We start from the raw sequence: 24,491 nt of genomic DNA, 5'->3' as shown, positions 1-24,491 counted from the left end.
CCGCGCAAGGAGGGAAGGCGCTTGCGGCGTCAGCCGATCTCGACGCGGGCGGCGCTCGCGGCGAAGGCGGCTTCGGCGTCGTGGATCGCCTGCGGCGTGCCGACGGTGAGCCAGAGCCCGTCCAGCCGGCCGCCGAAGAGGCGCTCGTTCTCGATCGCCGTGTCGAAGACACGGTTGAGCGAGAAGGTCTCTTCCGGCAGGTCCTTGAACAGCTCGGGCTTCAGGATGCCGGCGCCGGCATAGATGAAGGGGCTCATGTCGCGCTCGGCCACGCGCCGCAGCCGGCCCTCGCGGTCCATCGTGAAGTCGCCGCGCCCGTCATAGCCCGTCGCCTGCCGCATCTCGGCGATGAGAAGCAGCATGTCGGCATCGTCAGGGTTCCAGAGATCGGCCAGAAGATCGAGATTGTCGCGGTAGCCGTCGATCCAGAACGTGTCGGAATTGATGAGATAGAAGGGGTCGCTGCCGAGATGCGCCAGGGCGCGCACGATGCCGCCGCCCGATTCCAGGAGCTTGTCGCTCTCGTCGGAGACGATCACCTCCATGTCGCGCCGCTTGCGCAGGTGCGCGCGCAGAAGCTCGGCCATGTAGTGGACGTTCACCACCACGCGCTCGACGCCGTTGCGCGCCAGCGCGTCGAGCCCGTAGTCGATCAGCGCCTTGCCGTTGATCTCGACGAGGGGCTTGGGGATCATCGAGGTGATCGGCCGCATCCGCTTGCCGAGGCCGGCCGCCAGGATCATCGCTGTCTTCGGTTTGGGCGCGCGGCGGGGCGGGCGGGCGTGAAGCGGCGTCGGGGCGAAGGTCTGAAGCGTCATGAGTCCTGCGGTGCGGTGAGTTCGTCGTCCAGAAGCGCCCAGTCCTCGTAGAGGCCGGCGAGAGGCTGGAGGGCCGGATGCCGGAGGCTGCGCTTCAGGTAGGATTGAATACGGGGAATGTGACGGAGGTATTGCGGCTTGCCGTCCCGGCGCAACAAGCGGACGAAGATGCCGAGAATCTTGGTGGCGCGCTGCGCCGCCATGATCGCATAGGCCTCCTCGAAGGCGTCCTTGTCGAAGCGCGGGTCCGTTGCTTCCCTCAGGCTCATGTAGTGATGCCGAAGCCGCTCTTCCAGTTCGGCCGGAATATCCACCCGCGCATCCTGCGCCAGCGAGGCGACGTCATAGGCGGACGGGCCGATCATCGCGTCCTGGAAGTCGAGAAACGCGACGCGGCGGTGCCCGGCCTCGGCCGGGCGCCAGACGAGATTGGGCCATTGCAGATCGCGCAGCACGAGCGCCGGCTCGGCCGCCTCCAGCCGGTCGAACAGCGCATCCCAGACCGCGTCGAAGCGCGCCCGCTCCGCCTCGCTTGGGGCCACGCCGCGCCGATGCGGCCAGTACCAGTCGAGAAGAAGGCTCACCTCGATCGACAGGGCGCCCCGGTCGAAGGGCGGCACGGAATGCACCGGCCCTTCGCGGGTCGGCAGTTCGCGGCGCGGAGGCTGTGAATGAAAATGGGCGAGCGCTTCCATCGCCGTCTCGTAGCGCTCCGGGATCGGGCGGCCTTGCGGGTCGAGCACGGTGTCGCGCCCGAGATCGGTCATCAGCACGAAGCCGGCTTCGAGATCGGCGTGGAGGATGCGGGGCGCGCCGAGCCCGGCGGCTTCCAAGTCTTCGGCGATGGCGACGAAGGCAAGCACCGTTTCGGCCGTGTGGGCGATGCGGGCATAGGGCAGTCCGTCGCGCACGGGGGGCCCGAGCACGAGGGCCGGCGAATCCATCAGCACGAGCGGCGTGCCGTCCGGCCCCGGAACCGTCTCGTAGCGCCGCGCCGAGGCATCGCCCTGGAAAATCTGGCGGATCGCGTCGGGCAGGCCCGCCTCGGTGAGGAAGGCGCGCGCGTCCAGCGTGCGGCGGATGCGCTTGGCCGCGTCCGGCGTCGCGGTAATCCGCGCCTGCCGACCGCCGCCGGCGGCGTCCGCGAGTTCGAGCCGAACCGTGGCCTCACTGAAAACGCGCGGCGCGCGCTCGGGCCATTCCACGAGAACGAGGCCGGTTTCCGACGCCTCGTCGAAGCCGAGCTCTTCCAGTTCGTCCTCGTCGCCCAGGCGATAAAGGTCGAAATGCGTGACCTTCGGGCGCGTCTCGTAAATCTGCGCCAGCGTGTAGGTGGGGGAGGGGACCTCGAGGTCCGGCTCGCCGCTCAACGCGCGCACGAAGGCGCGGGCGAAATGCGTCTTGCCGGCGCCCAGATCCCCCGACAGGGCGACGACGTCCCCCCGCCCGAGCGCGAGCGAAAGATCGGCCGCGAGGCGCTCGGTGGCCGCCTCGTCCGGCAGAAGGAGGTCGAACGCGGTCACGTCCGACACAGGAGCCGCCGCGTTCATTCCGCCGCCAGATCCCGCTCCTGCCGGCGCAGCGGGAAGCGACAGGTCACGACCGTTCCGCCCTTGGGGCCGGACGTGATCGAGACGTCGCCGCCATGCAGTTCCACGAAGCTCTTGACGATCGACAGGCCGAGCCCGGCGCCGGACTGGCGCCCGCCCGCCGGATCGGTCTCGAAGCGCTCGAACATGCGCTCGATATTGGCTGGCGAGATGCCCGGTCCCTCGTCGGCGACGGCGAAGAACAGATTGTCGTTCCGCCGCCGCGCCGACAGGCGCACGGTGGAGCCTTGAGGGGCAAAATTCGCGGCGTTCGACAGGAGGTTGAACAGGACCTGCGTAACGCGGTGCCCGTCGGCCCGGAAGCTCGAGCCGCCTTGCGCGATGTCGATGTCGAGACGGATGTCGTTGTCGCGCAGGCGCTCGCGCACCGCCTCGGCGGCGTGCTCGACCGTGTGGGCGATGTCGACCTCGCCGAGGTCGAGATCCATGATGCCGGCGTCGATCGTGGCGAGATCGAGAATGTCGTTGACGATGGTCAGCAGCGTCGAGGTCGAGGTGCCGATATAGTCGAGATATTCGCTCTGGCGCGTGTTGAGCGGCCCGGTCTCGGGCGAGCGCAGGAGGGCCGAGAAGCCGATGATGTTGGTGAGCGGCGAGCGCAGCTCGTAGTTCACATGCTGGACGAAATCGTTCTTGAGGCGCGCGGCGTGTTCCAGCGCGTCGTTCTTCTCGCGCAGCATCCGCTCGGCGGCGCGCGCGTCGGTGATGTCGGAGAAGGTCAGCATGGTCTGCCCGTTGGGCAGGGGCACGATGCCATAGGCCTGCACGCGGCCGTCGGTGAGCTCGAACTCGCCGCCCTGCGCCTCGCGCGGCGCCTCGTCGAAGGCGGTGACGGCATGCGCGAAGCGCGTCCAGTCCACCTCGGGCTCGGACCCGTCGGCCGGGCGGCGGATCGAGGCGGTCGCCGTGCCGGCGAAGGTGCGGATATGCGGCTTGGCCGCCAGGAACTCGTCCGACAGGCCCCAAAGCTCGGCGAAGATCGGGTTGGACAGGCGCAGGCGCCCATCCTGGCCGAACACGGCGACGCCCTCGCGCAGGTAGTCGAGCGTTTCGCCCTGCAGGCGCACCAGCGCGTTGAGGCGCGATTCCAGCTGCAGCTTCTCGGTCAGGTCCTCGAACACCCAGCTCGCGCCGCCCGACGGCTCGGGGCTGGTGAAGACGCGAAGCGTGCGCCCGTCGGTCAGATGCCAGAGCGCGTCGGTCGGCTGCGTGGCGCGGTGCGCGGCCTGGATCTCGGCCTTCACGTCGCGCAAGGGGCGATCATCCGGCAGGACGCCGCGTGAGCGCAGATGGTCGAGAATGGCCACGAGATCGGGCGCGCTATCGAGATAGGCGGCGGACAGGCCGAAGAGCTTGGCGAAGGCGGCGTTGTGATAGGCGAGCTGCGTCTTGTCGTCGAAGCGCGCCACCGCCGTCGTCAGATGGTCGAGCGTCTCGGAATGCGAGCGCACGGTTTCGCGCAGCTCGCGGCGCACGCTCTCGGTCTCGGAAATGTCGATCGCGATGCCCGCCGAGCCGAAGGGGCCGGCGGCGTCCACCACGAGGAAATTGCGCCGGTCGGCGTCCACCACGGCGCTGACGCGGTTCTGGAACCGGCCGCTCTGCGTGCGCTGGGCCTGAATCTGGGCGCGGTCCTGCTCGTTCAGGAACTCGGTCTGCGCTTCCACGGCGGTGATGACGCCGGCCGCGTCCACCGCGCGGGCATAGGCGTCGTTGACCCAGACGAGGCGCTCGTCCTCGCCGCGCAGCCACATGGGCAGCGGCGCGGCGTCGAACAACGCCTGCATCGTCTCGATCATGCCATTGGCGCGGTTCTGCTCGAGGCGCAGCGTCGCGATCTCCTCGCGAAGGCCCGACAGCGGCGTGAAGCGCACGAGCGCGAGCGCGCCGGCGGTGCGGCCGGCGATCTCGAGGATATGCCCGCCGGCGCTTTCCACTTCCATGCGGAAGGCTTCGGCGCGGTTGCGCAGCTGGGTGAGGGCGCGCGTCAGCTCGCGCGCATCCTCGAAGCCCATCCAACCCTCGAAATCCAGAAAGGCGGAGGTCTCGGTCGGCGCGCCGAAGCGCTTGGGCAGCGTGCCGACGAGGTCGGGCGCGCCGGGGCCGGAGAACACGAGAAGGCGCTGGTTGTCCTCGGCCAGGAGCGTGCCGCGACGGTCGGCCTCGTTCAGGGCGTCGGCGAGGTCGGCGCGCAGGCGCTTGTTCTCTTCGGCGGTCGCGGCCTGCTGGCGGATGAGCCAGACGGCGGCGATCATCGCCGCGCCGATGGTCAGGCCGATCAGCGCGAGGTTGAGGACGGTTTCGGGCCGCATCGGCCCGCTCGCCGCTTCCTGCGCCTGGGCCGCGCTCGCGCCGAGCGTGGCCAGGAGCGCCGGTGCCCCGCGAAGGATGCGCACGCCTCTTTGGCCGAATCCGGCCACGAAGCGGGCCGCCGGACCCGCCTTCATCGTCGATCTCAGTTGTTTCATCCCCCGTCCTTCTCCGCCGCCTTTCGAGAAAAGACAGTTGTCCCCGTCACCGAGGCCGCGCTCCCCAACGCGGCTCCGATTCGTAAAACTTAAACGGTGGATAACCTCAGAGAAAGCGCGCGAACGGCACAGATGGTAAAAAAGAAATGCGCCGGAGGGCTTGCCTCCGGCGCATCACCGCGCCAGACGGCGCGCGAAGTCGGGATGTTCTAGTAGCGGTAGTGCTCGGGCTTGAACGGGCCCTGCGGCGTCACGCCGATATAGGAGGCCTGCTCGTCCGACAGGGTCGAGAGCTTGGCGCCCAGACGCCCCAGATGCAGGCGCGCGACCTTCTCGTCGAGATGCTTGGGCAGCACGTAGACCTTGTTCTCGTACTGCTCGCCCTTGGTGAACAGCTCGATCTGCGCCAGCGTCTGGTTGGTGAAGGAGGCCGACATCACGAAGGAGGGATGGCCCGTCGCGTTGCCCAGATTCAGGAGGCGGCCTTCCGACAGAAGCAGCATGCGCTTGCCATCGGGGAAGGTGACCATGTCGACCTGGGGCTTGATGTTGGTCCAGGTCAGGTTGCGCAAGGCGGCGACCTGAATCTCGTTGTCGAAATGGCCGATATTGCCGACGATGCACATGTCCTTGACGAGGCGCATCGTGTCGAGCGTCACGACGTCCTTGTTGCCGGTCGTCGTGATGATGATGTCGGCGGTGGGGGCGGCTTCCTCGAGGGTCACGACCTCGTAGCCGTCCATCGCGGCCTGCAGCGCGCAGATCGGATCGACTTCCGTCACCTTGACGCGGGCGCCCGCGCCCTGGAGCGAGGCGGCCGAGCCCTTGCCGACGTCGCCATAGCCGCAGACCACGGCCACCTTGCCGGCCATCATGACGTCGGTGGCGCGGCGGATGCCGTCCACCAGCGATTCCTTGCAGCCGTACTTGTTGTCGAATTTCGACTTGGTGACGCTGTCGTTGACGTTGATCGCCGGGAAGGGGAGGAGGCCCTTCTTCTGCAGCTGGTACAGGCGGTTGACGCCCGTCGTGGTTTCCTCGGTCACGCCCTTGATGGCGTCACGCTGGCGCGCGAAGAAGCCGGGGGTGAGCGCCATGCGCTTGCGGATCTGGGCGAAGAGGATTTCCTCTTCCTCCGAACCCGGATTGGACAGGACGTCCTCGCCCGCCTCGGCGCGCGCGCCGGTCAGGATGTACATCGTGGCGTCGCCGCCATCGTCGAGGATCATGTTGGCGGGCTCGCCGTCCGTCCACTGGAAGATGCGGTCGGTGTAGTCCCAGTAGTCTTCCAGCGTCTCGCCCTTCACGGCGAAGACCGGCGTGCCGGTGGCCGCGATCGCGGCGGCGGCGTGGTCCTGCGTCGAGAAGATGTTGCACGAGGCCCAGCGCACCTTGGCGCCCAGCGCCTGCAGCGTCTCGATGAGAACGGCGGTCTGGATCGTCATGTGGAGGGAGCCGGCGATGCGCGCGCCCGTCAGCGGCTTGTCGGTGCCGAACTCCTCGCGGCAGCTCATCAGGCCCGGCATTTCGGTTTCGGCGATGTCGAGTTCCTTGCGGCCCCAGTCGGCCAGCGAAAGGTCCTTCACCACGTAATCGGCAGCTGCGCTCATGGCTCGTTCTCCTTCGGACACGGACGAACGCGAACGCCCGCGTGAAACAGGGGAAGGCGCGCACAGGCGGCCTTCGGCTCGCGGTGCTTTAGCAGCCTCCGCGCCAAAAGGATATAACGAATTGCTTATATGCTTATCTGGTTCTTTCGGCGCTCGGCCGGAACGGGGGTAGCGCGCCCCTCAGCATTCCTCGCCGAAGCGGTTGGCGACGAGGTCGGCGATGGCCTGCATGGCGGCCTCGGCCTCGCGCCCTTCGGCGCTGACATCGATCGTGGTGCCCTGTCCGGCAGCGAGCATCATGAGGCCCATGATGGACTGGCCGCCCACCGTCATGCCGTCGCGCGTGATGGTGATCTCGGCATCGAAGCTCTCGGCGAGCTGGACGAACTTGGCCGAGGCGCGGGCGTGGAGGCCCTTGCGGTTGACGATCGTCAAGGTTCGGGCCGTCGGCATGAGGGGGTCGTTCCGTTGTACCGCGCTGTTCATGGTCTGGTTCCCCAAGCCGCTCGCGTCCTCGCCGACATAAGCCATCGTATCACTGCCCGTTCAGGATGCGACTGGCCACGGCGATGTATTTTCGCCCGGCCTCCTGCGCCGCCACCAAAGCCTGGTCCATGGGTTTCTCGCCGCGCACGCTGGCGAGCTTGATCAGCATCGGCAGGTTGACGCCGGCCAGAACGTCGATCTCGCCCTCGTCCATCACGGAGATGGCGAGATTGGAAGGCGTACCCCCGAACATGTCGGTGAGGATGATGACGCCCTTGCCCCGATCGGCGTCGCGCACGGCCTGAACGATGTCGAGGCGGCGTTTCTCCATGTCGTCGTCGGGGCCGATGCAGATCGTCTCGAACGCCTCCTGCTGACCCACCACATGCTCGACGGCGAGTTTGAATTCGCGCGCCAGCTGGCCGTGAGTCACCAGCACAAGTCCTATCATGCGTTGTCCGCTCCGGGCTCCGTCGCCTCTTCGATGGGCAGGCAATTGTGCGCCTGCGACCGTTTCCCCGCAAGGCAGCAAACCGCCCGCTTGGAGGAATTCTGAAAATCAGCGGTGAACATGGCGTGAGCGCGACACAAACTGACCGCTTAGGTTGTGATGCCGCAAGCGTGAGCACTTGTGGCGAGCGTTTGGGCAGGCGGCCGGAGCCGATAGGACGCGCGAGAGAGAATCGCCCGAACGCGACGAACGCGCCTGCGAAGGGCGGTGAACGCCGTTACAGACCGTGCATGACCATATGCGCGAAGGTCGTCAGGATCGTGCGCTGTTCGGGGCCGAACCCATAGCGCGGCTCTCGGTCGCAGACGCTCACGGCGCCGATGGGGACGCCGGACTGGGGATCGATCAGGGGCGCGCCGGCATAGAAGCGAAGGCCGTCCTTGGGGGTCACGAAGGGATTGCCGGCAAAGCGCGGGTCGGCCGCCATGTCCGCCACGACGATCGGCTCGGCGCACAGGACCGCATGGCTGCACAGGGCCTCGGCCCTGGGCGCCGAACCCGGCAGGATGTTGCAGCAGCCGACGAGTTCCACGTCCTCGTCCCCATGCAGGGAAATGAAACCGATCGAAGCCCCCAGCGTGTCGGCGAGCCGCATCGCCAGGACATCGAGTTCGGCGCGGCCGTCGGCGAGGCGCGCCAGGCGGAAGCGCTCGATGGCCGCGCGCCGGACCCTCTCGTTGCCGGTCGGCGCCTTTCCGGCGATGCCGCCGAGGGACAGATGGCTCATCACGCGATTGCGCCCGGTCCGCTTGGCCTCGTAGAGCATCTGGTCGGCATCCTCGACCCAGGTTCCCGCCTCGTTGCGCTCGGCGCAGCCGACGCTGACGGTGACGACGCCGCCATTGGCCTCGTTGCCTTCGTGGGTGAGCGCGCGCGCCTCGACGCCGGCGCGGATGCGCTCGGCCACGATCTCGGCCGCCGCCAGGTCATGGGCGGGCAGAAGCACGGCGAATTCCTCGCCGCCGATGCGCGCCGCCAGCGCCTGCCCCGGCACCGCCAGGCGGATCGCCGCGGCCACTTCGCGCAGGCAGGCGTCTCCGGCCGGATGCCCGTAGCGGTCGTTGAACATCTTGAACCGATCGACGTCCATCATCAGGACGGCGCAACGCTGGCTGGCGCGCGCGCCGACCAGCGCCTCGTCGAAGCGGCGCCGGTTGGCCAAGCCGGTCAGCGGGTCGGTATGGGCGAGGTCGGTGAGTTCGGCGTGGGCGGCGGCGAGTTCGGCCTCGACCTTGCGGCGCCGCGTGATGTTGCGCAGGACGACGATGAAGCCGCCATCGTCCGGCACGTAGCTGTAGCGCCCCTCCACCCAGACATAGTCGCCGTTCTTGGTCAGAAGGCGATAGGCGCTTTCGGTCTCGCCCGTTCCGTTGCGCGCATTGGCGGCGATGCGCTGCACGTCGGGCCAGTCCTCGGGATGAATGACGCTCCGCGAGGCGAGACCCAGCATTTCCTCGGGCTCGAAGCCCAGCATGCTGCGGCACGCTGGCGAGACGTAGCGGCGGGTCAGACCCGCGTCGAGGCGGATGATGAGATCGGTCGAATAGTCCGCCAGCAGCCTGTACTGCTCCTCGCCCCGGCGCAGCACCTCCTCGGTCTCCAGGCGGCGCCGGAATTCGTGGCGGATCTGGAAGGCGAGGGCGGTGGCGAGGGCGCACAGGAGCAGGAGCACGAGGCCGATCGTCAGCGCCCGCCCGTTCCAGGCCGCGAAGACATTGTGCTCGGCCAAGCCCACCGCGAGCACGATCGGCGCCTCGCGGGGGCTGGCGAAACTGTAGATGCGCGACACGTCGTCGATCGGCGAAAGACCGGTGATCTGACCGGTCTCGTCGCGCAGGAAGGGCGAGACGGTCGGGTTCTGCGACATGTCTCGCCCGATCGCGTTCGGATGGCCCGGCACGCGAGCGACAAGAACGCCGCGCCGCGTGAAGAGATTGATCGCGTCTTCGGGCGAGAGCGCGCTGCCGCGCATGATCCGCAGGAACAGCTCGACGCGCACCCAGCCGACCGCGACGCCGATGAACGTGCCGTCGGGCGACTCGAGGCGGCGGCTCATCGCCACGACCTGATCGGCGGGATTGTTCGGCTGGCCGAAGGGCTCGCTGACGAAGAGCCCGGCGGCCGGGGCATCGCGCTGCGCCGTGAAATAGGACTGGTCCGAAACCCCCGCTCGGGCCTTGGCGCCCTGATCCCGGTCGAACAGGATCTCGCCCTTGGAGTCGGTCGTGAACAGGGCCACCAGGAACGGATCGGGCGCGCCCGTGTCGAACAGGGCGAGCTCCTGCGTGGACGGGTTGAGCGAGGCGAAATCGGCGTCGGCGAGGCGCTTGCGGATGCGCAGCAACTGCTCGTCGTATCTCTCGAGACTGCGGCCGATCTCCTGCGACAGGGCGACGGCCAGATTGCGCGCGACGGTGGTTGCCTGCTCCTGCGTGTCGCGCCGCAACTCGATCAGGGTCGTCGCCGAAACCGCGCAGAAGGACAGGAGGAGCACGGCCAGAAGCACCCAGAACAGCCGCTTGCGCGTCATCTGGGGATCGGTCGCCCGGCGCGGGCCCGTTCGGCCGGGTGCGCTGGCAAAGCTGTCGAGATCGGTTGGCAAGAGACGAGAACCGAGGGATCAGAACTGCGGAGAAGGGTGGCGGTCGGTCTCCAGACTAAGGGCTTGGCGGTCTAAGAAGGCGTAAGGCCGTGCCGCGACAAGGCAATTGCAGGGAAATCTCCCTGCAATTGGTAAATAAGACGTATGAATTCGGTGTCCAGCCGGGCTCAGCGCCCGTAGCGCGCCACGGCGAGATCGCGCGCGTCGATATCGGGCGCGCGGGCGGATACGAGATCGGCGAGAAGCCGGCCCGAGCCCGAGGACATGGTCCAGCCGAGCGTGCCATGGCCGGTGTTGAGGAACAGGCCGGCGATCTTCGTCGGGCCGATCACCGGCGTTCCGTCCGGCGTCATGGGGCGCAGGCCCGACCAGAAGCTCGCCCGTTTCACGTCGCCGCCGGGGAAGAGGTCGGTGACGGAATGCTCCAGCGTGCGCCGGCGCGCCTCGGCGAGATCGTTGGTGAAGCCGGAAATCTCGGCCATGCCGCCGACGCGGATGCGGTTGCCGAGCCGCGTGATGGCGATCTTGTAGCTCTCGTCCATCACGGTGGATTCCGGCGCGCGCGCCTCGTCGACGATCGGGATGGTCAGCGAATAGCCCTTCACGGGATAGACCGGCAGATCGATGCCGAAGGGCTTCACCAGAAGCGGCGAGTAGGAACCGAGCGCCACGACCACGGCATCGGCCGCCTCGAAGCCCCGATCCGTCTCGACGCCGAGGCAGCGTCCACCCTCGACGCGCAGGCCCTTGATCGTGCGCCCATAGGCAAAGCGCACGCCGCGCGCTTCGGCCCGTTCGGCAAGGCCGTTGGTGAACTTGAAGCAGTCGCCCGTCTCGTCGTTGGGCGTCAGCAAGCCGCCGACGATCTTGTCGCGCGCATGGGCGAGCGCGGGCTCCATGCGGATGCAGCCGTCGGGATCGAGCACCTCGTAGGCGATGCCGTCCTCTTTCAGGGCCTTCTGGTCCTTCAGCGAGGCGTCGAGCTGTTCCTTCGTGCGGAAGAGCTGGAGCGTGCCCTTCATCCGCTGGTCGTATTCGATATTGGTGTCGCGGCGCAGCTCGGCGAGACTCGTGCGGCTGTAGTCGGCGAGGCGCAGCATCCGGCTCTTGTTGAGGGCGTAGCGCTCGGCCGTGCAGTTGCGCAGCATCCGCGTCAGCCAGCGCAGCATGGCCGTGTCCATCTTGGGGCGCAGGATCAGCGGCGCGTGCTCCATCAGGAGCCACTTGATCGCCTTCTTGGGAATGCCGGGCGCGGCCCAGGGCGAGCAATAGCCGAACGAGACTTCGCCCGCATTGGCGAAGCTCGTTTCCAGCGCCGGCCCCTCCTGCCGGTCGATCACCGTGACCTCGTGGCCGGCCTTGGCGAGATACCAGGCCGAGGTGACGCCGATGACGCCTGCGCCGAGAACCGCGATCTTCATGCGAGCGCTCCTTCCACATAGCGCCGCTCGAAACGCTGGCCGAGGGCGGTGAGAATTTCATAGGGGATGGTGCCGGCCGTCGCGGCCACGGTGCCGAGCGTCTGGTGCGGGCCGATCAGCTCCACGAGGTCGCCGGGCTTCAGGGCGGCCGAGCCGATGTCGAGAATGACGGAATCCATGGACACGCGCCCCGCCGCGCCGAGCGGCTGGCCCTCGTGATAGGCGCCGAGCCGATTGCTGAGGGCGCGCGGCCAGCCGTCGGCATAGCCGATGCCGATGGTCGCAAGCCGCATCGCGCCGGGGGCGACGAGGCTCCAGCCATAGCCGACGCCCGCGCCCGCCGGCACGTCGCGAATCTGGATGACCCGCGCGTCGAGCCGCGCGACGGCGCGCATCGGGTTTTCCGGTCCCTCGAAGGGCTGGCCGCCGTAAAGCGCGATGCCGGGGCGGCAGAGGTCGAAATGGAAGTCCGGCCCCAGAAACACGCCGGCCGAATTGGCGAGCGAGCGGCGCGCCTTCGGCAGGCGGGCTGCGAGCGCCTTGAAGGCTTCGAGCTGCGCGCGGTTCGCCGGATGCTCCGGCTCGTCGGCGCAGGCGAGATGGCTCATCACGAGGGTGACGTCGATGCCGGCGAGATGGGATGGATCGGCCGCGATGGCGGCGACCTCTTCGGGCGCAAGGCCGAGCCGCGCCATGCCGCTATCGACTTGCAGGGCGGCGGGAAGCGGACGGCCGAGCGTGCGGGCGAGGGCGGCCCAGGCCGCAAGCTGCGCGGCGGAATTGACGACGGGCGTCACATTGGCCTCCGCGCAGCGCCGCTCGTCGCCGGGCGCAAGGCCGTTGAGGACGAAGATCTGCGCTTCCGAAGGCAGAGCCGGGCGCAGCGCCAGGGCTTCGGAGAGATGCGCCACGAAGAAGCTGCGGCAGCCCTCGCTCCAAAGGGCCGGCGCGACGCGCTCGGCGCCGAGCCCGTAGGCGTCGGCCTTCACCACGCCGGCGACCCGCGCGCCCCCGGCTTCGCGGCAGAGACGGCGGTAGTTCGCGCGCAGGGCCGCGAGATCGACCGTCAGGACGGCACCGGCGCTGATGGCGCCTGCCGCGGAAATGGGCAGAGCGGGGGATGATGCGGACGAGATCACGAGCATGCGCGCCTCCAAGCGGAACTCCCCGAATTGTGGCGCAATCATTCTTGAATGTACGGCCGATCTCGCGCAGAAAATTCGAAATATTGGGATCAGACGCCATCATCTTCGAAAGCGGTGCAACACCATGCCGGACCTCGACAACACCGACCGCAAGATCATCCGCGCCCTTCGCCGCGACGGGCGGATGACGAATGTCGCCTTGGCGGGCGAGGTCGGTTTGTCGCCATCGGCCTGCCTAAGGCGCGTGCAGATTCTGGAGGAAAGCGGCGTCATCCGGGGCTACACCGCCATCGTCGCCGGGGCCGAGGGGCGCGAAGGGCATGTGGTGATCGTGCGCATCAGCCTGGAGCGGCAGACGGAGGACGTGCTGCGCCGCTTCGAGGCGGAGGTGCTGAAGCATCCCGAAATTCGCGAATGCTATCTCATGACCGGCGAGGAGGATTATCTCCTGCGCCTCGAAGCCGCCGGGGCGGGGGATTACGAGCGCATCCACAAGGAGGTTCTCTCGCGCCTGCCGGGCGTCCAGCGCATCAATTCGAGCTTCGCGATCCGCAGCGTTCTTTGAGAACCAAAAAAGCCCGCCGCTCGGAATGGAGCGACGGGCTTTCGAAGGCTTCGAATTTCGGTCGGCCTATTCGGCCGAGGTCTCGCCGGCCGCGACGGCGCGGCTTTCCTGCGTCTTCAGCTCGTCCAGCGCGGGCATGGACATGATGTTGTAGCCGGCGTCCACATAGTGGATTTCGCCCGTCACGCCCTTGGACAGGTCGGACAGGAGATAGAGCGTCGAGTTGCCGACTTCCTCATGCGTCACGTTGCGGCGCATGGGCGCGTTGCGGCGCTGGTAGTTCAGCATCAGGCGCGCGTCGGAAACGCCCGCGCCCGCCAGCGTGCGCAAGGGGCCGGCCGACACGGCGTTGACGCGGATGTCGCGCGGGCCGAAATCGGCCGCGAGATAGCGCACGGAGGCTTCCAGGGCCGCCTTGGCGACGCCCATCACGTTGTAGTTCGGCATGACGCGCATCGAGCCGCCATAGGTCAGCGTCACAATGGAGCCGCCCTCGTTCATCATCGCGGCCGCGCGCTTCGCCACCTCGGTGAAGGAGAAGCAGGAAATGACCATGGTGCGCGTGAAGTTCTCGCGCGTCGTGTCGGCGTAGAGGCCCTTCAGCTCGTTCTTGTCGGAAAAGCCGATGGCGTGGACCACGAAGTCGATCTTGCCCCATTCCGCCTTCAGCGTCTCGAACAGGGCGTCCACCGAGGCGATGTCCTCCACGTCGCAGTCCACGAGAAGCGTCGAGCCGATCTCGGCCGCGAGCGGACGCAGGCGCTTGCCGAAGGCTTCGCCCTGGTAGCTGAAGGCGATCTCGGCGCCCTGCGCCGCCATGGCCTTGGCGGCGCCCCAGGCAATGGAATTGTGGTTCGCGACGCCCATGACGAGGCCGCGTTTGCCCTTCATCAGATCATTCATCGAAAGGGCTTTCTCAGTTGGGTACGCGCTGGAACACGAGCGTGGCGTTGGTCCCGCCGAAGCCGAAGGAGTTCGACAGGGCGATGTCGACCTTGGCATCGTCGATGCGCTGGCGCACGATCGGAACGCCCGCGAATTCCGGGTCGAGTTCCTGGATATGGGCGCTTTCGCCCACGAACCCGGCCTGCATCATGAGAAGCGAATAGATGGCTTCCTGCACGCCCGCCGCGCCCAGCGAATGGCCTGTCAGCGACTTGGTGGACTGGATGTGCGGGATCGCGTCGCCGAAGACTTCGCGGATCGCGCCGATCTCCTTGCTGTCACCCACCGGCGTCGAGGTGCCGTGCGTGTTCACGTAATCGACCTTGCCCTTCACCGTGGACAGGGCCTGACGCATGCAGCGCACCGCGCCTTCGCCGGACGGCGCGACCATGTCGTAGCCGTCGGACGTCGCGCCGTAGCCGACGAGTTCGGCGTAGATCTTGGCGCCGCGCGCCTTGGCCCGCTCGTATTCCTCGAGAACCACGACGCCCGCGCCGCCGGCGATCACGAACCCGTCGCGGTTCTTGTCATAGGCGCGCGAGGCCGAGGCCGGCTGGTCGTTGAAGCTGGAGGACATGGCGCCCATGGCGTCGAAGAGGTTCGACATGGTCCAGTCGAGGTCCTCGTGGCCGCCGGCGAACATCACGTCCTGCTTGCCCCACTGGATCATCTCCGCCGCATTGCCGATGCAATGGGCCGAGGTCGAGCAGGCCGAGGAGATCGAGTAGTTGACGCCGTGGATCTTGAACCAGGTCGCGAGCGTCGCCGAGGCCGTCGAGGACATGGCCTTGGGCACCGCGAAGGGGCCGATGCGCTTGGGGCTGTTGTTCTTGCGCGTGATGTCGGCGGCCTCGATCAGCGTGCGCGTCGAGGGGCCGCCCGAGCCCATGATGATGCCGGTGCGCTCGTTGTTCGAGATGTCCTTCTCGTCCAAGCCGGAATCGGCGATCGCCTGCTTCATGGCGACATGGTTCCAGGCGCCGCCCTGGCTCAGGAAGCGCATGGCGCGACGGTCCACGAGGTCGGCCACGTCGAGATTAGGCTTGCCCCAGACGCGGCACTTGAAGCCGTTCTCGGCGAAATCCTCGGAGAAGCTGATGCCGGACTTCGCCTCGCGCAGCGAGGCCGTGACCTCGCCGAGATCGTTGCCGATCGAGGACACGATGCCCATTCCGGTCACGACGACCCGCCTCATGGCATACTCCTTTTCGCGGTCCATCCGGAACCCGCTCTTATTCTCTTGGGGTGACGGCTCAGCCGCCGACCGCTGCATCCGCTTCGCCGTCCTTGAACAGGCCGACGCGCAGGTTGCTGGCACGATAGATCACTTCGCCGTCGGCCTTCATCCAGCCCTCGGCGATGCCGAGCTTGAGCTTGGAGCGCATGACGCGGCGGAATTCGACGCCGTATTCCACGAGCTTGACCTTGGGCGTCACCTGGCCGGTGAACTTCACCTCGCCGACGCCGAGCGCGCGGCCGCGGCCTTCCTCGCCGAGCCAGCCGAGATAGAAGCCGGTGAGCTGCCAGAGCGCGTCGAGACCGAGGCACCCCGGCATGACCGGATCGCCCTTGAAGTGGCAGTCGAAGAACCAGAGGTCGGGCGAGACGTCGAACTCGGCGCGAATCGACCCCTTGCCGAACTCGCCGCCATCCGTCGTCACCTCGGTGATGCGGTCGAACATGAGCATGGGTGGCAGCGGCAATTGCGCGTTGCCCGCACCGAACAGTTCGCCCCGGCCGCAGGCCAGAAGATCGTCCTTGTCGAAGTGGGTCTTGCCTGTCGTCATCACCTTGTCCGTTTCCTCGCAGCTCTCCCGGGGGCCGCGTTCGTCGCGCAAGCCCTTAGCACGGGTGCGCCAGAGGGCAAATGCGTCACCTCACGGATCAAATCAACGGTTCATCAAACTTTCCCTTTGTGCGTCGCCGTGCCATCTCACCCGCCGAGGAGCCGGAGCGAGGAGCGGAACCCATGCGGATCGGGCGGTTGGCGGCAACGCTTCTTCTTTGCGTCCTGCCGGCGAGCACCGCGCTAGCCAGCGCGGCGCTGGCGCAGGAATGGCGCGGGCTCGGCTCGGGCGGGCCGGTGCGCGCGGCCTTTACCCTCAAGGGCAAGCCGGCGGGCGTCGAGTTCCAGTGCGAGGCGCCGGGCCGGGTGCGGACCGTGGTGGCCGGCAGCGGCGCGCGCGTTCCGGACGGGCGCGCGGCGACGCTCGTTTTCAGCGTCGATGGCGTGGCTGAGATGCTGCCCGCCAAGGCCGAGGCCGAGCCGCATGGGACGGGCTCGCGCTTTGCCCGCTCGGACGCGCTCAGCGACCTGAAACCCCTGTTCGACCGGCTGCGGCGCGGGCGCGAACTTGAACTCTCCGGCCCCGCCGGCGCCTTCCGCCTGCCGCTGAAAGGGTCCGGCAAGGCGCTCGGCCTTCTCGTGGAGCGCTGCGGCTAGCGCGCGTCCTCCGCCCGCAATTGTTCTTTCATGCGAAGCGGATTATGTTTGGGACTTGGAACGACTTCTCGATGCGGTCTTGCGATGCAGCACGGGAGGCCGTAAACAAGACTCAGGAACTCAAGTTTAAACGGCGACGCATCATGGACAACCGGGCCAAGCCCTCGCAGGACGACACTCGCGACATCGCACGGCTTTCGTCGTTTTGCGTGTTCGAACGGCTGCGCTCGGCGGGTCTTCGTCCGACGCGCCAGCGCGTGGCCCTGTGCAATCTGATCTTCGGCGCGGGCGACCGGCATCTGTCGGCCGAAGAGCTGCACGAGGAAGCGCACCGCGCCGGCGAGCCGGTGTCGCTCGCCACCGTCTACAACACGCTCCACCAGTTCACGGATGCCGGCCTCGTTCGCCCGCTCTCGGCGGAAGGCCAGCGCACCTATTTCGACACGAACACGTCGGACCATTTCCACTTCTTCGTGGAGTCCGACAACACGATGATCGACATCCCGGACGGGATGGTCAGCGTCACCAACATTCCCGAGCCCCCCGAGGGCATGGAGATCGTCAATATCGACGTCGTGGTGCGCGTGCGCCGCAAGCGGGACAAGTCCAAGCTGGCCTGATCCGCCGCATCGCTTTCCAACAAAAAGGCCGAGCCCTCCGCAAAGGGGCTCGGCCTTTTTGTTTTGGGGAAGGGATTGCGACGGGAGAGGCGGGGTTCCGGTTACGTGCTCGGAACCGCCGAAGCGCTCGTCGGACGATCGCTAGAAGCGCTCGTCGGGATAAACGCCCCACATCTCGTTCTGGGACACGAAGCCGCGACGCCCGCCCGCTTCCACTTCGCACCAGCTGAAGGAGCATTCGCGCACCTTGGCGACGACGCCGGGCTCCATCTGGGCGACCACGGACGAATCGTTGGCGGCGGAGCGGTGGACGGTCACGAGCGCGCCCTTCTTGGCGCGCAGCCAGGGGGCGGCCAGCGCGGTGCGCTCGCCCGACAGAAGCGAGTGATACACCCAGCCTTCCGTGCCCTCGGCGTCGCGAATGCGGCGCCACATGTCGTATTCCTGGATGATCTCCACGGGCAGGCCGGGCTTCATGTAGAGCCAGGAAACGGCATATTCCTTGCCGGGGCCGACGCGCAGGTTCACGCGGGCCGATTTCAAGGAGACGAAGCGCGGCAGCGGGAGCTTGCGGCTCATGTCCGCGTCCTGGCCTTCCTCGGCGGCGGCTTCCGGGCGCGTGGCGGCGGCGGCCGGCGTCTGCGCATGGGAGACCGAACCGAGGGCAAGGAGCAGGGCCAGCGAAAGGCCCGCGCCGCGAAGCGAAACAGGGAGGGACGTCAAGGCTTTATGAACTCCGTCTGTGACGGTCCCACTATCCCCCGAAAGCGGTTAACGAACCCTTTTCCGAAGCTGGACGATTTGGCGCCGGTCTCGCCCGCCCTCGAGTGCCTTCACCCGTTCTTCGGACGACGATAGCGGATTTCCTCGAAGCGCATCCGCAACGTATCGACCAGAAGCAGGCGGCCAAGCAGCGGCTCGCCGGCCTCGGTGACGAGCTTGATCGCTTCGGCCGCCGCGAGCGTTCCGAGAATCCCTGTGACGACGCCGAGAATCCCGGCCTCAGCGCAGCTCGGCACCGTGCCTTCCGGCGGCGGCTCGGGAAACAGATCGCGGTAGCGCGGATAAAGCCGCCCCTCGCGATCCCGGCGGAAGGGCGCGAGCACGGTGAGCGAGCCGGAAAAGCGCTGGACCGCTGCCGTCACCAGCGGCTTTTCCAGGCGCTCGCAGAGATCAGCAAGCGCGTAGCGCGTCGCGAAATTGTCCGACCCGTCGATCACGATGTCGTAAGAGGAGAGGATCGCCGCGCCGTTTTCGGCATCGAGCCGGACGGGATGGGGCACGACGCGGACATGCGGGTTGATGCGCTCCAAGGCCTCGGCCGCGCTGTCGAGCTTCGGGCGGCCGATATCGGCCGTGCCGTGCAGCACCTGACGCTGGAGGTTGGACAGCGACACCGTGTCGTCGTCCACGATCCCGAGCGTGCCGACGCCCGCCGCCGCGAGATAGAGCGCGACGGGCGAGCCGAGTCCCCCGGCGCCGAGAACGCAGACCTTCGCCCGCTTCAGCCGCTGCTGACCGGGGCCGCCGATCTCGGCCAGAACGAGATGGCGGGCATAGCGGCGCAGCTCGTCGGGCGAGAGGGGAGGCGAGAGGGGAGGGATATCGCTCATGCGAGGTCTCCATTGCGGATCGCGACCATCTGCGCCCGGCTCCTGATCGCCTCGAACAGGGCTTCGTCCGTGCCGGTCAGAAAGGCCTGAACGCCGAGATCGTCGAGAATGTCGAAGAGCGCGGCGCGCCGCCCGGGGTCGAGATGCGCGGCGATCTCGTCGAGAAGGAGAAGCGGCGTCATGCCGCTCGCCGCTTCCACGAGCCGCGCATGGGCGATCACGAGGCCGATCAGAAGCGCCTTCTGCTCGCCCGTCGAGGACAGGGCGGCGGGCATCGCCTTCAGGCGGTGGAACACGTCGAGATCGCCGCGATGCGGCCCTTCCAGCGTGCGGCCCGCCGCGCGGTCGAGCCCGCGCCGCGCGCGCAGGCGCGCGGCGATCCCGTCCTCCAGATCGACGGCCGCCCCTTCGAGGCTCAAGGTCTCGTAGCCGGATTGGAGGTGAAGCTCGGCGACCGGAAAGGGCGAGCCACCGATGCTCTCGATCGAGCCGCGCAGGCGCTCCACGAGATCGGCGCGGGCGAGCGCGATGGCAAGACCCAGTTCCGCCATCTGCGCCTCGATGCCCGACAGCCAGCTGTCGTCCATCCGGTCTTCCGACAGGAGCCGGTTGCGCCCGCGCATGGCCTTTTCGTAGTCGAGCGCGCGCCGCCCGTGGCCGGGATCGACGGTCAGCACCATGCGGTCGAGAAAGCGGCGGCGCTCGGCGGCGGGGCCGGTGAAGAGCCCGTCCATGGCGGGCGTCAGCCAGACGACGCGCAGGTGGTCGAGCAGCTCCTCGCTGGAGCGGGCCGGCGCGCCGTCGATGCGAAGGGTCCGGTTGGCGCCGCTTTCCTCGTCGGGGCGAACCAGCGTCAGGAGATCGCGCATCTCGCCATCGGCCTCGCGAAGCCGGGCGCGCACGGAAAAGCCGCCCGAGCCGCCGACCCGCGCGATCTCGCCATAGGCGGCGCGGCGCAGGCCCCGGCCGGGCGAGAGGAGCGACAGGGCTTCCAGAAGATTGGTCTTGCCCGCCCCGTTGTCGCCGTGGAACACCACGAAGCGCGAGGACAAGGGCAGGCTGAGCGTCGGATAGTTGCGGAAGTCCACGAGGCCGAGGCCGGCGACGCGGATGCGCGCATCGCCGGCGGGCGGGTGATCGGCGGGCATGAAGCGCTCGGTCGCGCCTCTCAAACGCGCATGGGCATCAGAACGTAGAGTGTGCGCTCGTCGCCCCCGTCCCGGATCAGCGTCGGCGAGCCCGGATCGGCCATCATGAACACGGCCGATTCGCCCGAAAGCTGGCCGGTGATGTCGAGGAGATACTTGGCGTTGAAGCCGATCTCCAGCTCTTCCGACGTGTAGCCGACGGCAAGCTCCTCGGTCGCGGTGCCGGCGTCCGGCGAGTTCACGGTGAGAACGAGCTGGCTGTCGGACACGGCGAGCTTCACCGCGCGGCCGCGCTCGGAGGAAATGGTGGACACGCGGTCGACGGCCTGCGCGAAGCTCTGGCGATCCAGCGTCAGCGCCTTGTCGTTGCCGGTCGGAATGACGCGCTGATAATCCGGGAAGGTGCCGTCGATCAGCTTGGAGGTCATGACCACCGGGCCGATCGTGAAGCGGATCTTGGAGTCGGACAGCTCCACCTCGACCGTCTCGGCGCCTTCGCCGAGCAGCTTCTGGATTTCCGACACGGCCTTGCGCGGCACGATGATGCCCGGCATCCCTTCCGAGCCGGCCGGCGCGTCGGTCTCGGCGCGCGCCAAGCGGTGGCCGTCGGTGGCGACGGCGCGAAGCTGCAGGGCGCCGCCCGAGTCCAGCGTGTGGAAGAAGATGCCGTTGAGATAGTAGCGCGTTTCCTCGGTGGAGATCGCGAACTGCGTGCGCTCGATCAGCCGGGCGAGATCGCCCGTCTTCAGCGAGAAGGCATGGGTGAAGCTGCCGGCCGTGATATCCGGGAAGTCCGCCTCGGGCAGGCACTGGAGGCGGAAGTTGGAGCGCCCGGAGGCGACCGTCATCTGGCCGCCGTTTCCGTCGGTCTGAAGCATGACCTCGGAGCCGTCGGGCAGCTTGCGCACGATGTCGTAGAGAAGATGGGCGGGCACGGTGGTGGCGCCCGGCTGCTCGCTCACCGCCGGCACGGTCTCGGTGATCTCGATGTCGAGATCGGTCGCCTTCAGGCGCATGCCGCCGTCTTCGGTCTTCAGAAGGACGTTGGACAGGATCGGGATCGTGTTGCGCCGTTCCACCACGCGCTGGACGTGGCTCAGCGACTTCAGAAGGTTCGACCGCTCGATGAGAATACGCATGGCGAAATGACCGTTCGGGAACTTGAGGATGCGCCGAGAACCGGCACCCACGCAAAGGTCCGAACCTTGTAGAATAGGACGGCGGGCCGGCGCAAAGGAAAAGCGCCCGCTCCGTCGGGGGCGAACCGTCCGGCGGAGCGGGAAAAGCGGCGCTATTCCTCGATCATGCGGCGGATGACGTCGAGCTCCTCGGCGAGCTTCTGATCGTTGGCGCGCTCGGCCTCGATCTTGCGCACGGCATGGAGAACCGTCGTGTGGTCGCGGCCGCCGAAGCGGCGGCCGATCTCGGGCAGCGAGCGGGGCGTCATGGTTTTCGCCAGATACATGGCGATCTGGCGCGGGCGCACGATGGTGCGCGTGCGCCGGGCCGAGAGAATGTCCGTGCGCGACACGTTGTAATGGCGCGAGACGAATTTCAGGATGTCCTCGATCCGCACCCGCTTTTCGCCGCCGGCCCGCGTCAGCTGGTTCAGGAGATCGTCGAGATGCTGGTTCGACAGGGGCTGGCCGACCGAATGGCGGAAGGCGATCTGGTTGAAGGCCCCTTCCAGATCGCGGCCCGAGCCGGTGACGCGCCGGGCGATCGTGTCGAGCACGCCCTCGTTGATGGCAAAGCTCGGATCGGCCGTGCGCATGACCTCGACGCGCGCGGCCAGAATGCCCCGGCGCATCTCGAAATCGGGCGAGACCATCTCGATCGCGACGCCGCCGGCGAGGCGCGAGCGCACCCGGCTGTCGAGCGATTCCAGCTCGAAGGCCGGCCGGTCCGCCGCCACGATCACCTGCCGCGCCGAATCGATCAGCGCGTTGAGAAGGTGGCAGAATTCCTGCTGGATCGACTTGCCCTGCAGGAACTGCATGTCGTCGATGATCAGGATGTCGATGCCGCGCAGGTTCTCCTTGAAGTCGAGCGCCTGGTTGTCGCGGATCGCGGTGGCGAAGCGCCACATGAAATATTCGGCCGTGAGATAGACGACGCGCGGCCGGTCCTCGCGCTCCAGCGCCGCATTGGCGATGGCCTGGAGGAGATGCGTCTTGCCGAGGCCCACGGTCGCGTGGAGGAAGAGCGGGTTGAAGCGCACCGACTGCGGCCCGTTCTCGGCGATGGAGCGCGCGGCGGCGAGCGCCACGCGGTTCGACGCGCCTTCCACGAAGCTTTCGAACACGTAGCGCGGATCGAGCGGCGAGCCGAAATCGCTCTGCGCGCGGGCGCCTTCGCTGGGGGCGGCGCGCTCGCTTGTGGCGCGGGGGGCGGGCGTCGCGGGAAGGCTCGCCGCGACGGGCGCGGGCAGGGCCGTTTCGCGGGCGATCGGGGCCGGGGCGGGCGCGCCGCGCACGGCCGAGCGCACGGCGATGTCCACCTTCAGCGTGCCGGGGATTTCCTCCGAGAAGATCTGGAGGAGGAGGTCCTTGTAATGGCCGTTGATCCAGGTGCGCAGGAAGGCGGTCGGCACCGAGAGCTGCACCACGCCCTTGCCGGCATGAACCAGCTTCATGCGCGTGAACCAGGAGGCGAACACGTCGGGGCCGAGATGGGCCTTGAGGCGCGCGTTCACGCGGTCGAGGATCTCGGCTTCACCGTGCGCGGGGCTCATGGCGGGCTCGTTGGGTTGGATGCGGGCTGCGGCTGTTGCGGAAGAGGCGGCGCCGCGCGAGGCGGAGGCGCGCAGGGGCGCGCGGGGCGCCTTGGTCGGGGTGGCGGAAACGAGGCCGGTCATTTCTGCCTCCAGGGAAGGCCCGCGGCCTTCCAGCCGGCGATCTGGCCGCGATGGCCTTCCTCGTCGGGCGGTCCCTCGAAACCGTCGAGAACGTTGTAGCAATTGGCGAAGCCGAGATCGGTCAGCGCCGCCGCGCTCGACATGGAGCGGGCGCCCGAGCGGCACAGGAAGAAGATCTTGGAGCTTTCATCGCCGCCGGCCGCCTTGATCGCCTCGGCGACGCGGAGGCCGAAGCCGCCGTCGATCGCCATGGACGGATAGGTCTGCCATTCCGCGAAGAAGGGCTGGGCCCGGCCCGCGGGCGTCATGGGGAAGCCGACGAAGTTCCATTCCGCGGAGGTGCGAACGTCGACGAGGAAGGCGGGTTCGTCGCTTTCGAGGGCGGACCAGCACTCGGCCGGCGTCACATCGCCCTTGTAGGAATGGTGCATTTCGGACTCCAGACATCTCGGCTCGCACGGAACCGGATCAACGCGGCAACAATCGACCCTCGTCCCCGGACTCTCAGGAATCCAGGAAGCGGGGTCGGACAGAATGAAAGAGGTCGGCAGGTTCGGCGGCGGACGGTCAGGGTTCGGTCAGGAGGCGCATTTCTTTGGGAAAACGCATCTTGTCCCCATCCTTCGGCTTCTCCAGCTCTTGTCGTGAGGGAAAAGCTACGCAATCCCCCCAGCCTCGAGCAAGCTTTGAATCACGATTCAGGTCTGGTCGTGGCAACGGGTGTGGCGCCTTCACGGCAGTGTCGCAAAACCGCCCCAGCTTAATCGTCTGATTCCCTTGCGGATTCACCCAAGGGGCGATGATCCCGGTGGATTGAGGCGGGAATACGAGTTTTTTTTGTCGCATCCCGGTTGACTCCCAGGGCGCCCGCCACGCGCTCCCACAGACTCGGAGCGCTCCGAAGGGGCTCCTTTAAGTGACTGTTTTTGCTCGTAAAATTCGATCGATCGGGAATCGGCGGGAATCCGGGGATTCCGAAAAATCAAGATAGAAAATCGGGAACGAAGGTGAGGGTGGCGCATTGTGGCGAGTCGTCCACCGTGACGTTTCCATGACGGCGATGCGACGGTCGCGCGTCGGCCCATGACAGATGAATGACGGTTCGGGCGCGCGTTCGGGCGAGGCGTGGCGACAACGAAAAAGGCCCGGAGCGATGCTCCGGGCCTCGTATCGTCGATAAGGATCGCGTCAGACGTCGATCAGGCGGCGCCGACCGCCTTCACGCGGCTCGACAGGCGCGAGATCTTGCGCGAAGCGGTGTTCTTGTGCAGCACGCCCTTGGCGGCCGCACGGGCCAGCTCGGGTTCGGCCTGCTTGAAGGCGGCGCGGGCGGCTTCCTTGTCGCCCGAGAGGATCGCTTCCTCGACCTTGCGCAGGAAGGTGCGCATACGCGACCGGCGGGTCTTGTTGACCAGGGTGCGGCGGGCGATCTTGCGGGCGGCCTTCTTGGCCGACGGCGTATTGGCCATGTGTCGTGTCTCTCGTGTTCTCTTGAGCGGGCCCGGGCAGCCCGAGAGCCAGCCGGCATCCATCGCGAAGGGGTCGATCGCCGAAGGGTTCCCCGATAGGATGAAACCTGATCCTGGGTCCGCCACGGCAGAACAGGCCGCATCCGAGGACGCCGCCGGA

22 protein-coding genes are annotated in these 24,491 nt (G+C 67.6%); 3 read left to right on the top strand and 19 right to left on the bottom strand.

Features of this window, described 5'->3' with window-relative positions; all coding sequences use genetic code 11:
* Nucleotides 1–29: 29 nt before the first annotated feature.
* The 9 genes from B146_RS0108370 to alr all read right to left on the bottom strand — a co-directional run bounded on the left by B146_RS0108370 (nt 30) and on the right by alr (nt 12,671).
* Nucleotides 30–818, bottom strand: coding sequence for a nucleotidyltransferase family protein (locus B146_RS0108370; RefSeq protein ID WP_019995981.1), 789 nt, complete (start codon nt 816–818; stop codon nt 30–32).
* Entirely contained in the window at nt 815–2,368 is a 1,554-nt protein-coding gene (locus tag B146_RS0108365) for a bifunctional tRNA (adenosine(37)-N6)-threonylcarbamoyltransferase complex ATPase subunit type 1 TsaE/phosphotransferase (RefSeq protein WP_019995980.1), read from the bottom strand. Before B146_RS0108365 ends, B146_RS0108370 begins: the two co-directional genes overlap by 4 nt.
* A complete protein-coding gene (locus B146_RS0108360; RefSeq protein WP_244498183.1) occupies nt 2,365–4,896 on the bottom strand; it encodes a sensor histidine kinase in 2,532 nt (843 codons plus the stop codon). The genes B146_RS0108365 and B146_RS0108360 overlap by 4 nt, the downstream gene beginning before the upstream one ends.
* Nucleotides 4,897–5,105: 209 nt before the next feature.
* Nucleotides 5,106–6,506, bottom strand: a complete 1,401-nt coding sequence (ahcY, locus tag B146_RS0108355) for an adenosylhomocysteinase (protein WP_019995978.1) — start codon at nt 6,504–6,506, stop codon at nt 5,106–5,108.
* A gap of 180 nt (nt 6,507–6,686) precedes the next feature.
* On the bottom strand, nt 6,687–6,959 hold the full coding sequence (locus tag B146_RS0108350; protein WP_019995977.1) for an HPr family phosphocarrier protein: 273 nt from the start codon (nt 6,957–6,959) through the stop codon (nt 6,687–6,689).
* Between the two features lie 82 nt (nt 6,960–7,041).
* Nucleotides 7,042–7,443 carry a PTS sugar transporter subunit IIA gene (locus B146_RS0108345; protein WP_019995976.1) on the bottom strand — a complete coding sequence of 134 codons (402 nt, stop codon included), beginning with the start codon at nt 7,441–7,443 and terminating at the stop codon, nt 7,042–7,044.
* 277 nt (nt 7,444–7,720) lie between these two features.
* Entirely contained in the window at nt 7,721–10,033 is a 2,313-nt protein-coding gene (locus B146_RS0108340) for a diguanylate cyclase domain-containing protein (RefSeq protein ID WP_019995975.1), read from the bottom strand.
* Between the two features lie 239 nt (nt 10,034–10,272).
* Entirely contained in the window at nt 10,273–11,526 is a 1,254-nt protein-coding gene (locus tag B146_RS0108335) for a D-amino acid dehydrogenase (RefSeq protein WP_019995974.1), read from the bottom strand.
* Nucleotides 11,523–12,671: an alanine racemase gene (gene alr / locus B146_RS0108330; protein ID WP_040408368.1), complete on the bottom strand. Its 1,149-nt coding sequence runs from the start codon at nt 12,669–12,671 to the stop codon at nt 11,523–11,525. The genes B146_RS0108335 and alr overlap by 4 nt, the downstream gene beginning before the upstream one ends.
* A 124-nt stretch (nt 12,672–12,795) precedes the next feature.
* Here alr and B146_RS0108325 point away from each other — a divergent pair, with 124 nt between their 5' ends.
* Nucleotides 12,796–13,236, top strand: a complete 441-nt coding sequence (locus B146_RS0108325; protein ID WP_019995972.1) for an Lrp/AsnC family transcriptional regulator — start codon at nt 12,796–12,798, stop codon at nt 13,234–13,236.
* A 66-nt stretch (nt 13,237–13,302) separates the two neighbouring features.
* On the opposite strand, the gene fabI is transcribed toward B146_RS0108325, so the two are convergent.
* From fabI to fabA, 3 genes are read right to left on the bottom strand one after another with little or no spacing between them, the layout of a single operon-like run.
* Nucleotides 13,303–14,139 (bottom strand): enoyl-ACP reductase FabI, encoded by an 837-nt coding sequence (fabI, locus tag B146_RS25475; RefSeq protein WP_019995971.1) that lies wholly within the window; start codon nt 14,137–14,139, stop codon nt 13,303–13,305.
* Nucleotides 14,140–14,152: 13 nt separating this feature from the next.
* Complete coding sequence (gene fabB / locus B146_RS0108315; RefSeq protein WP_026358452.1) at nt 14,153–15,376, bottom strand: beta-ketoacyl-ACP synthase I; 1,224 nt, start codon at nt 15,374–15,376, stop codon at nt 14,153–14,155.
* Between the two features lie 58 nt (nt 15,377–15,434).
* Nucleotides 15,435–15,968 carry a 3-hydroxyacyl-[acyl-carrier-protein] dehydratase FabA gene (fabA, locus tag B146_RS0108310; protein ID WP_026358451.1) on the bottom strand — a complete coding sequence of 178 codons (534 nt, stop codon included), beginning with the start codon at nt 15,966–15,968 and terminating at the stop codon, nt 15,435–15,437.
* Nucleotides 15,969–16,150: 182 nt separating this feature from the next.
* Between fabA and B146_RS0108305 the strand changes: the two genes are divergently transcribed.
* Entirely contained in the window at nt 16,151–16,624 is a 474-nt protein-coding gene (locus B146_RS0108305; RefSeq protein WP_019995968.1) for a hypothetical protein, read from the top strand.
* Between the two features lie 143 nt (nt 16,625–16,767).
* Complete coding sequence (irrA, locus tag B146_RS0108300; RefSeq protein WP_019995967.1) at nt 16,768–17,244, top strand: iron response transcriptional regulator IrrA; 477 nt, start codon at nt 16,768–16,770, stop codon at nt 17,242–17,244.
* 141 nt (nt 17,245–17,385) lie between these two features.
* Here irrA and B146_RS0108295 read toward each other — a convergent pair whose 3' ends face one another.
* The 7 genes from B146_RS0108295 to rpsT form a co-directional block, all read right to left on the bottom strand.
* On the bottom strand, nt 17,386–17,967 hold the full coding sequence (locus B146_RS0108295; RefSeq protein ID WP_019995966.1) for an SH3 domain-containing protein: 582 nt from the start codon (nt 17,965–17,967) through the stop codon (nt 17,386–17,388).
* A gap of 110 nt (nt 17,968–18,077) precedes the next feature.
* Nucleotides 18,078–18,857: a HesA/MoeB/ThiF family protein gene (locus tag B146_RS0108290; protein ID WP_019995965.1), complete on the bottom strand. Its 780-nt coding sequence runs from the start codon at nt 18,855–18,857 to the stop codon at nt 18,078–18,080.
* A complete protein-coding gene (recF, locus tag B146_RS0108285) occupies nt 18,854–20,005 on the bottom strand; it encodes a DNA replication/repair protein RecF (protein WP_019995964.1) in 1,152 nt (383 codons plus the stop codon). Before recF ends, B146_RS0108290 begins: the two co-directional genes overlap by 4 nt.
* 20 nt (nt 20,006–20,025) lie before the next feature.
* Nucleotides 20,026–21,144 (bottom strand): DNA polymerase III subunit beta, encoded by a 1,119-nt coding sequence (gene dnaN / locus B146_RS0108280; protein ID WP_019995963.1) that lies wholly within the window; start codon nt 21,142–21,144, stop codon nt 20,026–20,028.
* 152 nt (nt 21,145–21,296) lie between these two features.
* On the bottom strand, nt 21,297–22,862 hold the full coding sequence (dnaA, locus tag B146_RS0108275) for a chromosomal replication initiator protein DnaA (RefSeq protein ID WP_019995962.1): 1,566 nt from the start codon (nt 22,860–22,862) through the stop codon (nt 21,297–21,299).
* On the bottom strand, nt 22,859–23,293 hold the full coding sequence (locus B146_RS0108270) for a rhodanese-like domain-containing protein (protein ID WP_019995961.1): 435 nt from the start codon (nt 23,291–23,293) through the stop codon (nt 22,859–22,861). The genes dnaA and B146_RS0108270 overlap by 4 nt, the downstream gene beginning before the upstream one ends.
* Nucleotides 23,294–24,061: 768 nt before the next feature.
* A complete protein-coding gene (gene rpsT, locus B146_RS0108260; protein ID WP_019995959.1) occupies nt 24,062–24,331 on the bottom strand; it encodes a 30S ribosomal protein S20 in 270 nt (89 codons plus the stop codon).
* Nucleotides 24,332–24,491: the final 160 nt, after the last annotated feature.

The sequence above is a fragment of the Aureimonas ureilytica DSM 18598 = NBRC 106430 genome, assembly GCF_000382705.1.
In the GTDB taxonomy this organism is placed as follows: domain Bacteria; phylum Pseudomonadota; class Alphaproteobacteria; order Rhizobiales; family Rhizobiaceae; genus Aureimonas; species Aureimonas ureilytica.
This window is presented reverse-complemented; position numbering and strand designations above follow the sequence as displayed.

Excerpts from the sequence above, each read along its gene's own strand:
- B146_RS0108370 (WP_019995981.1), bottom strand. The coding sequence starts at position 818 with ATGACGCTTCAGACCTTCGCCCCGACGCCGCTTCACGCCCGCCCGCCC.
- B146_RS0108365 (WP_019995980.1), bottom strand. The coding sequence starts at position 2,368 with ATGAACGCGGCGGCTCCTGTGTCGGACGTGACCGCGTTCGACCTCCTT.
- B146_RS0108360 (WP_244498183.1), bottom strand. The coding sequence starts at position 4,896 with ATGAAACAACTGAGATCGACGATGAAGGCGGGTCCGGCGGCCCGCTTC.
- ahcY (WP_019995978.1), bottom strand. The coding sequence starts at position 6,506 with ATGAGCGCAGCTGCCGATTACGTGGTGAAGGACCTTTCGCTGGCCGAC.
- B146_RS0108350 (WP_019995977.1), bottom strand. The coding sequence starts at position 6,959 with ATGCCGACGGCCCGAACCTTGACGATCGTCAACCGCAAGGGCCTCCAC.
- B146_RS0108345 (WP_019995976.1), bottom strand. The coding sequence starts at position 7,443 with ATGATAGGACTTGTGCTGGTGACTCACGGCCAGCTGGCGCGCGAATTC.
- B146_RS0108340 (WP_019995975.1), bottom strand. The coding sequence starts at position 10,033 with ATGACGCGCAAGCGGCTGTTCTGGGTGCTTCTGGCCGTGCTCCTCCTG.
- B146_RS0108335 (WP_019995974.1), bottom strand. The coding sequence starts at position 11,526 with ATGAAGATCGCGGTTCTCGGCGCAGGCGTCATCGGCGTCACCTCGGCC.
- alr (WP_040408368.1), bottom strand. The coding sequence starts at position 12,671 with ATGCTCGTGATCTCGTCCGCATCATCCCCCGCTCTGCCCATTTCCGCG.
- B146_RS0108325 (WP_019995972.1), top strand. The coding sequence starts at position 12,796 with ATGCCGGACCTCGACAACACCGACCGCAAGATCATCCGCGCCCTTCGC.
- fabI (WP_019995971.1), bottom strand. The coding sequence starts at position 14,139 with ATGAATGATCTGATGAAGGGCAAACGCGGCCTCGTCATGGGCGTCGCG.
- fabB (WP_026358452.1), bottom strand. The coding sequence starts at position 15,376 with ATGAGGCGGGTCGTCGTGACCGGAATGGGCATCGTGTCCTCGATCGGC.
- fabA (WP_026358451.1), bottom strand. The coding sequence starts at position 15,968 with ATGACGACAGGCAAGACCCACTTCGACAAGGACGATCTTCTGGCCTGC.
- B146_RS0108305 (WP_019995968.1), top strand. The coding sequence starts at position 16,151 with ATGCGGATCGGGCGGTTGGCGGCAACGCTTCTTCTTTGCGTCCTGCCG.
- irrA (WP_019995967.1), top strand. The coding sequence starts at position 16,768 with ATGGACAACCGGGCCAAGCCCTCGCAGGACGACACTCGCGACATCGCA.
- B146_RS0108290 (WP_019995965.1), bottom strand. The coding sequence starts at position 18,857 with ATGAGCGATATCCCTCCCCTCTCGCCTCCCCTCTCGCCCGACGAGCTG.
- recF (WP_019995964.1), bottom strand. The coding sequence starts at position 20,005 with ATGCCCGCCGATCACCCGCCCGCCGGCGATGCGCGCATCCGCGTCGCC.
- dnaN (WP_019995963.1), bottom strand. The coding sequence starts at position 21,144 with ATGCGTATTCTCATCGAGCGGTCGAACCTTCTGAAGTCGCTGAGCCAC.
- dnaA (WP_019995962.1), bottom strand. The coding sequence starts at position 22,862 with ATGACCGGCCTCGTTTCCGCCACCCCGACCAAGGCGCCCCGCGCGCCC.
- B146_RS0108270 (WP_019995961.1), bottom strand. The coding sequence starts at position 23,293 with ATGCACCATTCCTACAAGGGCGATGTGACGCCGGCCGAGTGCTGGTCC.
- rpsT (WP_019995959.1), bottom strand. The coding sequence starts at position 24,331 with ATGGCCAATACGCCGTCGGCCAAGAAGGCCGCCCGCAAGATCGCCCGC.